Source organism: Pseudoalteromonas sp. GutCa3 (assembly GCF_002836155.1).
In the GTDB taxonomy this organism is placed as follows: domain Bacteria; phylum Pseudomonadota; class Gammaproteobacteria; order Enterobacterales; family Alteromonadaceae; genus Pseudoalteromonas; species Pseudoalteromonas arctica.
The window spans coordinates 39,927-47,611 of the sequence record NZ_PJBK01000026.1 but is presented as its reverse complement, the minus strand read 5'-3'; the positions used below and the strand labels follow the sequence as shown (position 1 = coordinate 47,611).

Annotated in this window: 7 protein-coding genes; 4 read left to right on the top strand and 3 right to left on the bottom strand. The window is 39.0% G+C overall.

Annotated elements, in window-relative coordinates; all coding sequences use genetic code 11:
• The first annotated feature begins 285 nt into the window (after window positions 1-285).
• Window positions 286-1,473, top strand: coding sequence for a polysaccharide lyase family 7 protein (locus tag CXF64_RS05395; RefSeq protein ID WP_101216529.1), 1,188 nt, complete (start codon window positions 286-288; stop codon window positions 1,471-1,473).
• 77 nt (window positions 1,474-1,550) lie between these two features.
• On the opposite strand, the gene CXF64_RS05390 is transcribed toward CXF64_RS05395, so the two are convergent.
• Complete coding sequence (locus CXF64_RS05390; RefSeq protein WP_007585782.1) at window positions 1,551-2,522, bottom strand: zinc transporter ZntB; 972 nt, start codon at window positions 2,520-2,522, stop codon at window positions 1,551-1,553.
• Between the two features lie 285 nt (window positions 2,523-2,807).
• Here CXF64_RS05390 and CXF64_RS05385 point away from each other — a divergent pair, with 285 nt between their 5' ends.
• From CXF64_RS05385 to CXF64_RS05375, 3 genes are read left to right on the top strand one after another with little or no spacing between them, the layout of a single operon-like run.
• Window positions 2,808-3,242 (top strand): ATP-dependent zinc protease family protein, encoded by a 435-nt coding sequence (locus tag CXF64_RS05385; RefSeq protein ID WP_007585784.1) that lies wholly within the window; start codon window positions 2,808-2,810, stop codon window positions 3,240-3,242.
• A 2-nt stretch (window positions 3,243-3,244) separates the two neighbouring features.
• The gene (gene rimK, locus CXF64_RS05380; RefSeq protein WP_002961977.1) at window positions 3,245-4,150 is read left to right on the top strand and encodes a 30S ribosomal protein S6--L-glutamate ligase; all 906 of its coding nucleotides are present in this window, start codon (window positions 3,245-3,247) and stop codon (window positions 4,148-4,150) included.
• Window positions 4,137-5,195 carry a succinylglutamate desuccinylase/aspartoacylase family protein gene (locus tag CXF64_RS05375; RefSeq protein ID WP_007585786.1) on the top strand — a complete coding sequence of 353 codons (1,059 nt, stop codon included), beginning with the start codon at window positions 4,137-4,139 and terminating at the stop codon, window positions 5,193-5,195. The genes rimK and CXF64_RS05375 overlap by 14 nt, the downstream gene beginning before the upstream one ends.
• Before the next feature lie 88 nt (window positions 5,196-5,283).
• On the opposite strand, the gene CXF64_RS05370 is transcribed toward CXF64_RS05375, so the two are convergent.
• Complete coding sequence (locus CXF64_RS05370) at window positions 5,284-5,859, bottom strand: mechanosensitive ion channel domain-containing protein (protein ID WP_101216528.1); 576 nt, start codon at window positions 5,857-5,859, stop codon at window positions 5,284-5,286.
• Window positions 5,860-5,928: 69 nt separating this feature from the next.
• On the bottom strand, window positions 5,929-7,638 hold the full coding sequence (locus CXF64_RS05365) for a ShlB/FhaC/HecB family hemolysin secretion/activation protein (protein WP_024609055.1): 1,710 nt from the start codon (window positions 7,636-7,638) through the stop codon (window positions 5,929-5,931).
• Between the last annotated feature and the right edge of the window lie 47 nt (window positions 7,639-7,685).

Here is a 7,685-nt window from a genome sequence, read left to right as displayed (position 1 = left end):
TGAATTAATGAATTTAAATGAAATCAATTCTTATTACCTATTAAATAAATTGTTGCAAATTTATTACAAGCAATATAACTTGTGTCTCAGCCCAGCTGGCAATAATTATTGGTAATGTTTGTTTGTAAACCAAGAGTGGTTTTTTTACATTTTACTTATTACCAATTACACATAAAAACACAAGTTAAAACCTGTTTACAGGCGGTGATCTAGGCTCAAGTGAAATACTCATTTATAGCCATGTAGTAAGATTTTTTCATGTACAGGTTTGGAGAAATAAAGATAATGATTAACCAAAAATCCCTATTTATGCTTGCAGCAATGACTGCTAGCTCAAGTTTTGTACAAGCGGCAACTGTTAATAATGCTGGATTTGAAGATGGTTGGAATAACTGGAATGAAACAGAACCAGCGGCTATTTCAGGTAGTGCTTACAAGGGCTCTAAATCATTAAAAATTCAAGGTAGCCCAGGGCGTGTTTACCAAAATGTAGATGTAGATCGAAATACTCAGTACACGTTAAGTGCGTACGTACTTGGCAAGGGACAAATCGGCATTAACGATCTTAATGGTTTGTTTAAAAGTGAGAAATTTAACGTTTCTTCGTGGACAAAAGTATCTAAAACTTTCACTACAGCTAATACAGGTACGCTACAAGTATTTGCTAAGCATGATAAGAGCTCAAGCGATGTTCGTTTTGATGACTTTTCGTTAACTAAGGGGAGTTCTTCTGGCGGCGGAGACACAGGTGGTGGTGATACTGGCGGTGGCGACACTGGTAGTGGCTCAGGTATAGCAAGCAACATCACCAACGGTAGTATTTTTGACCTTGAAGGTAACGATCCTCATCCATTAGTAAATAGCGACACTTTAGAGTTTGTTCCTCTAGAAGCGCGTCATATCACTCCAAACGGGAATGGCTGGCGTCATGAATATAAAGTAAAAGAAAGTGCACGTGTTGCAATGACCGAAACCTATGAGGTTTTTGAGGCAACTGTAAAAGTTGAAATGTCAGATGGTGGTAAAACGATTATTTCTCAGCACCACGCTAGCGATACGGGTACGATTTCAAAAGTATATGTTTCAGATACTGATGAATCCGGTTTTGATGATAGCGTAGCAGATAACGGGATTTTTGACGTTTATGTTCGCCTGCGTAACACCAGTGGTAAAGAAGAAAAGCATGCACTAGGTACTATCAGAAGTGGTGGTTCATTCAATCTAAAAGTAGTTAATAATTACGGTGATGTAGATGTGACTGCATTAGGTACTACCTTTGGTATTCCGGTAGAAGATGATTCAGAATCTTACTTTAAGTTTGGTAATTATTTACAATCACAAGACCCATATACACTAGATGAGTGTGGCGAGTCAGGAAACTCAGATTCATTTAAAGAGTGCTTTAAGGATTTAGGAATTACAAAAGCTAAAGTAACAATGACTGACGTTAGTTATACGCGTAAAACTAACTAATTATTTAGTAGTTTAGAAAGCCACTCAGTTTAAAACTGAGTGGCTTTTTTAATGCTTTTTAAATGTATAAACTTAATTTATAACCATTTTTTATTTTTAAAATACACACCAATACCGCCAGTAAGTACAATCAAAAATATAACAAACGCACTAAATGCATAGGGGCTCTCGGTACCCGGAATACCCCCTACGTTTACGCCTAACAGGCCGGTTAAAAAGCCTAAAGGTAAAAACAATGCAGCTACAACCGACATTACATACATACGCTGATTTAATTGCTCAGACACTTGGTTAGTGATTGTTTGCTGAATGATTTGCGCACGTTCAATAGAGCTATCAAGCTCCTCTAAATAACGAATAAGTAAGTTTGTTGTTTCGTTTAATTTTGCTTTATCGTCATCTAACAGCCACGGGTAGTGATTATTTACCATTGAGCTAAGGGCTTCTTTTTGCGGTTTTAAATAACGCTTTAAGGCAATTGTTTGACGGCGCAACTGTGATAAACCTTGGTTATCAAACTTTTTACTTGGTTCATCTATTTCTTCTTCAAACTCGTCGAGTGTTTCATCTAGTGAGTCAATAACGCTTTGCATGCGAGAAGTTAGTTTTTGTGTAATAGAGCACACTAATTCAGAAATATTGCATGGGCCTTTATTTTCATTTAAACAGGTGAGCGTATCCTGCACCGATAATAAACGACGCTTGCGGGTAGTAATAAGAATGTCTTCGCTAATAAATAAACGAATTGAAACCATGTCTTCAGGGCTTTGTGCTGGATTTAAATTTACACCACGTAAAAATAACATATGTCCGTTAGTCGTTGATGTAATTCGCGGGCGTGTTTCATCAGCAATTAAGGACTCTAATTCGTAATCGTTTAAATGAGGTTGTGCCTTGAGCCACTCAACAGCCTCGCTTTGGCTATAGTCCATGTGCACCCAAAGTTTTCCGTGGCTTGGTTGCCAGCTATTTAGCTCATTAGTGCTTTCAATAGGGCGAGCGCCGCCTTGTCCATCAAGTACAAGTGCATGTAGTAAACCATTAATCATAATTATTTCTCATAATAGTGTATTTTTAATACCGTTAACTATAGTGTATCTACTTAAGTATTTTAAACTTACCTTTATTTTTAATAAGTTAAGCTTAAATAGCAAAATATATGCAGAGCCTTTGGGCTGAGTAAAGTGGCATAAAGTACTATTCAGCAAGGCGTGCATTGTGTGACCAGTTGTTTAAAAAGATCAATTTAATTTACTAATCGACTAGATAAATTTATTTCGTTGGTGTTTTTTTACCTGTAGCGTATAAGTCACTTTTTTATTAAGGGCACATTTATGACAGCAAAGATCACAGTTGGTTGGCGTGAGTGGTTAAGTTTACCTGGGCTTGGTATTAACGAGATAAAAGCAAAAATTGATACTGGCGCTCGCACTTCATGTATTCATGCAATTAACATTGAAGAATACGAAGTTGACTCAGAAAAATGGGTTAAATTTACGGCCCAGCCACTGCAAGATGATGAGCAAACACAAGTCACTTGCAATGCAAAAGTTAAAAAAATGAAGTACGTAACCAGCTCAAGTGGGCAAAAAGAGTTACGTTACTTTATAGAAACTACATTGCATGCAGGCGAGCATAGCTGGCCTATCGAGCTTACTTTAACAAGCCGTGCAACAATGAAGTTTAGAATGTTATTAGGGCGTACAGCCATGGAAAATCGTATAGTCGTTGACCCGGCTTTATCTCAACTATTAGGTCGTAAGGTTTAACTATGAAAATCGGTATTTTATCTCGCAACAGAAAATTATATTCAACACGTCGCTTAATTGAGGCGGCAGAGGCACGCGGTCACGAAGTTAAAGTGATTGATGCATTGCGCTGTTATATGAATATCAACTCTGAGCAACCAGAAATTCACTATCGCGGTGAAAACTTAAAAGAATTTGACGCAATCGTCCCGCGTATTGGTGCATCGGTTACATTTTATGGCTGTTCGGTACTTCGTCAGTTTGAAATGATGGGTGTTTACCCTGTAAACGAATCAGTCGCTATTTCTCGTTCGCGCGATAAATTACGCTCACTTCAGTTACTTTCGCGCAAAGGCGTTGGTATGCCAGTAACAGGTTTTGCTAGCAAACCAGATGATGTAAAAGACTTACTAGAAATGGTAGGCGGTGCACCTGTTGTAATTAAATTACTTGAAGGCACACAAGGCATTGGTGTTGTACTTGCTGAAACACGCAAAGCGGCAGAAAGCGTTATTGAAGCATTTATGGGCTTAAAAGCTAATATTATGGTTCAGGAATACATTAAGGAAGCGGGTGGTGCCGATATACGTTGTTTCGTATTAGGCGATAAAGTAATAGCAGCTATGAAGCGCCAAGCACAAGAAGGTGAGTTCCGTTCTAACCTTCACCGTGGCGGTAGTGCTACATTAGTTCGTATTACTCCAGAAGAACGTAAAACGGCAGTAGCGGCGGCTAAATCAATGGGCTTGAACGTAGCGGGAGTTGATTTACTTCGCTCATCTCGTGGACCACTTGTGATGGAAGTAAACTCATCACCAGGTTTAGAGGGCATTGAAATAGCAACAGGTAAAGACATTGCAGGCATGGTGATTGATTTCATCGAAAAAAATGCTTCAAGTAAAGGAACAGCAACACGTGGCAAAGGTTAAAATTAACCGTCCTTTTTCCTTATTAGGAGAGAGTGTAGGCGTAGGCGAGCGTAAAACACTTGCCTTAGAGGCAGCTAAACTTTATACCCATTCACCACTTAATATTCCTATTGAAGTGGTTAACGGTGTAATGGAAGGTCCTGTGCTTATGGTGTGTGCGGCTATTCATGGTGATGAGCTAAATGGCGTAGAAGTTGTGCGTCAGTTAATTGCTAAAATAGACCCAAGCCAACTGCGCGGCACAATAATCGCTGTGCCTATTGTGAATGTGTTTGGCTTTATTCATAAATCGCGTTACTTACCAGACAGACGTGATATGAACCGTAGCTTTCCAGGTTCTGAGCGTGGCTCACTTGCTGGGCGTATGGCTTATATGTTTTTTAATCAAGTGGCAATACATTGTACCCACATTATTGATTTACATACTGGCGCTATTCATCGAACTAACTTACCGCAAATTCGCGCTAACTTAGCTGATGAAGCAACCGCTGAAATGGCTAAAGCATTCGGCACGCCAGCAGTTATAGATGCATCATTGCGTAATGGCTCACTACGAAGTGAAGCTGCAAACCTAGGTATACCGGTTATAACCTATGAAGCTGGTGAAGCACTGCGTTTTGATCCAATCGCAATTGCGGCAGGTGTGCAGGGTGTTGATTATGTTATGCGTCATTTAAAAATGATCCGTGGCAAGCGTCCTAAAAAGTTACCAGATCCTATTATTGCAGGTTCAACTAGTTGGATACGTGCTGAAGTTGATGGCATTGTGCGTGCACAAGTATCACTAGGGGAACATGTAACTAAAGGGCAAGTACTTGCTTATATTAGTAGCCCACTAGGTGACTCTGAGCTTGAGCTTTTAGCGCCTAAAGGCGGTATTGTTATTGGTCAGCAAACTATGCCATTGGTAAATGAAGGTGATGCGGTATTCCACCTTGCTTACTTTGCAAATGACAATAGTTTAGTAGAGCAGCAACTAGAGAACTTTATTGATGAGATAAACGATTTAGATGACGAGCTTAAAACAGCTGAACTAAATAACTAATAGTTAACCTTAATTTTGGTTAGTTAAAGCATTAAAAAAACCGCAGAAGTTAATTACTTACTGCGGCTTTTTTGTGACTATTACTTTTTTAACTATGTTTTTTAGGGCCAATAATACGCTTTATAACGGGAGCTTTTGTTGGCTTTGGTTCTTTATTTAAAACCATGACAGGGCGTGTCACAAATAAATTATTAGGGTAAATTACACGGTGCCCATCAATATGCTCAAGTACTACATTCATTAAGCCCATTTCAACAATGCGGCCTTCAATATGATTCGCACCATCAATAATTCGTACCCAATAGCCAACACGGCAATCGTTTTGAATAAACATTAGTAAAAATGCGGTGAGATTACTCAATAATGACCAAGCGGCAAAAAGTGCTACGCCCAACATAGCGAATAAAGAAGAGCCTAAAACCAATAAACCACGCAGCTCTATACCCCAAAATACTAAAACCAAACACAGGACTACAAAGGCGAGTATAATTTTTAGTAAAAGCTCTGCACGGTATTTTCGGTGTAAATCAACTTTCCCCTTAATTGCTTTTTCGAGTAATTTTTTGGTTATTTTTAATAGCAGAGGGAAAACCAAAATAGCGATTATAGTTACAACCAACTTATATTGTGATGCAAACAATTCTAAAACTTCTATTATTTCCACATTAGGTCCTGAACTTTCATAACAATGTAATTTAATGCAATTGGTATTAGTTTAACGTGTTTGTATTATTTAAAAAGTGTTTTTAACGCTTACTAGCCACTGTACTGAGTCTACGTCATCGTAGCTATCAACTGGGGCGGCAATATCAATGTGGATCATGGTTCCTGAATTTGCACGACTCGGTGCTAAACGAAGACCCACGCCTATATTTTTTAATACATGTGCGTTTTCACCATTATCTTTATCGTTAAACCATGCTCTGCCCACATCTACAAAAGCTGCGCCACCCACTTTAAATAGTTGTAGTAAATCGTACTCCCAGTAATAGCGCTTTTCTAGATTAACTAAAAAGCTGCGGTCGCCATGTTGATAATCCATAGGGTAACCACGCAGGCCTGTTTCGCCGCCTAAAGTAAGCTGTTGATCAGCAGTAAGGTTTTTTGCGTATTGCACGCGGGCTTTAACATACCAAGATTGGTCTTCACTGGTATTTAAATAATATTGTACTTGGCTGGTGGCCATAAAGTTTTCGAGTTTTTTCTGTTCTTTATTCCAATAGCCATCAATATCAGCACTAAAACGCCATAAGGTATTATCGTTAGTAAAGTGGGCTTTTTTAAAGTTAAAAGAATACACCGCGCGGCTGTCGTCATTACTTAATGATTCGTCTGAATAGCCAATTAAGCTTTTAATATTCCAACCTAAGTTTAAATCCTCAGTGCGAGATATACTGTCAAAATTGCGTACTTTTATGTAGTTATCTTCAAACCAATGGCCGCTTATAAAGGGATAACTTAAACTTCTGTCATCGGCAAGTGGTGCAAATGTAGTGTCTATAGCTTCAAAGGTATGCTGCTCGTCGGTATAACCTAAGGTTAAGCGTTGGGTCCAATTATTATTAAGCGCTTTAGAGTGTCCTATAAATGCACGGTTTAAATCGGTAGTTTGATCAAATTCGCTAAACTCTTCGCCGCGTTTATATAGTGACTCTTCGCGCTGCTCAGAATAGCTTAAAATACCGTAACTAAAAGGGGTGTCTATCGCGTAAAATGGATAGGTTAGCTCAAGTAAATGGCGCTTGCCATCGCTGTTATCAGCGTACTCTAAACGGCCGCGGTAGCGAGTAGATAAAATATTAGGATCGTCGTAAACAAATAAATAACCGCTACGATCGCTGTCGGTCGTGCGTGACAAAGAAAGGCGCTTCCCCCAACCAAGCAGGTTTGATTCTCTAAAACCTATACTCGATTTATTTTCTCCGCCGCTACGGCTAAAGTTTACTTCAGGTAAAAGTGTCCATAAGTCGCGGGTAACCACTTCTACATTAACGTCACCGTCGCAGTTTTCGATTGCACTAATTTGTGCATCATATAAGTAGCTTTCTTTACGAAGTAGGCGCTCAGACTCTGCAAGCTTTTTAGCATCGTACTTGTCACCAGGGGAGAATAATAAAAGGTTATTAATGACATCGGGCTCTGTTTGAATATGAGCGCGGTTAGCAAATCGGAATAGGGCATTATTTTCCTCTTCAAGCTCAGTATTAAATACATTAAGTTGCTTGAGCTTTATTGAGGCTATTTTAGCGTTACTATTACTGTGCGTGAGGGTTGTTTTGTCTTGAACTTCTCGGCGTAAGTTTTTATTTGTGCTTAAATCTGTCTGTTCTACAAGGCAGTTATCAGTTTTCGTTGAAGATTGTTGTGCGAATGCATTAGGCACATAAAAGCTTAAAACCGTTAAGCTAATACAACATTGTGCTATCCATTTCTTGTTCACCATTAAACCTCTTTACTGCTACGTAGCAAATGACTATCGTAATATCAGCT

Coding starts and splice junctions, on each gene's coding strand:
- CXF64_RS05395 (WP_101216529.1), top strand. CDS start 286: ATGATTAACCAAAAATCCCTATTTATGCTTGCAGCAATGACTGCTAGC.
- CXF64_RS05390 (WP_007585782.1), bottom strand. CDS start 2,522: ATGATTAATGGTTTACTACATGCACTTGTACTTGATGGACAAGGCGGC.
- CXF64_RS05385 (WP_007585784.1), top strand. CDS start 2,808: ATGACAGCAAAGATCACAGTTGGTTGGCGTGAGTGGTTAAGTTTACCT.
- rimK (WP_002961977.1), top strand. CDS start 3,245: ATGAAAATCGGTATTTTATCTCGCAACAGAAAATTATATTCAACACGT.
- CXF64_RS05365 (WP_024609055.1), bottom strand. CDS start 7,638: ATGGTGAACAAGAAATGGATAGCACAATGTTGTATTAGCTTAACGGTT.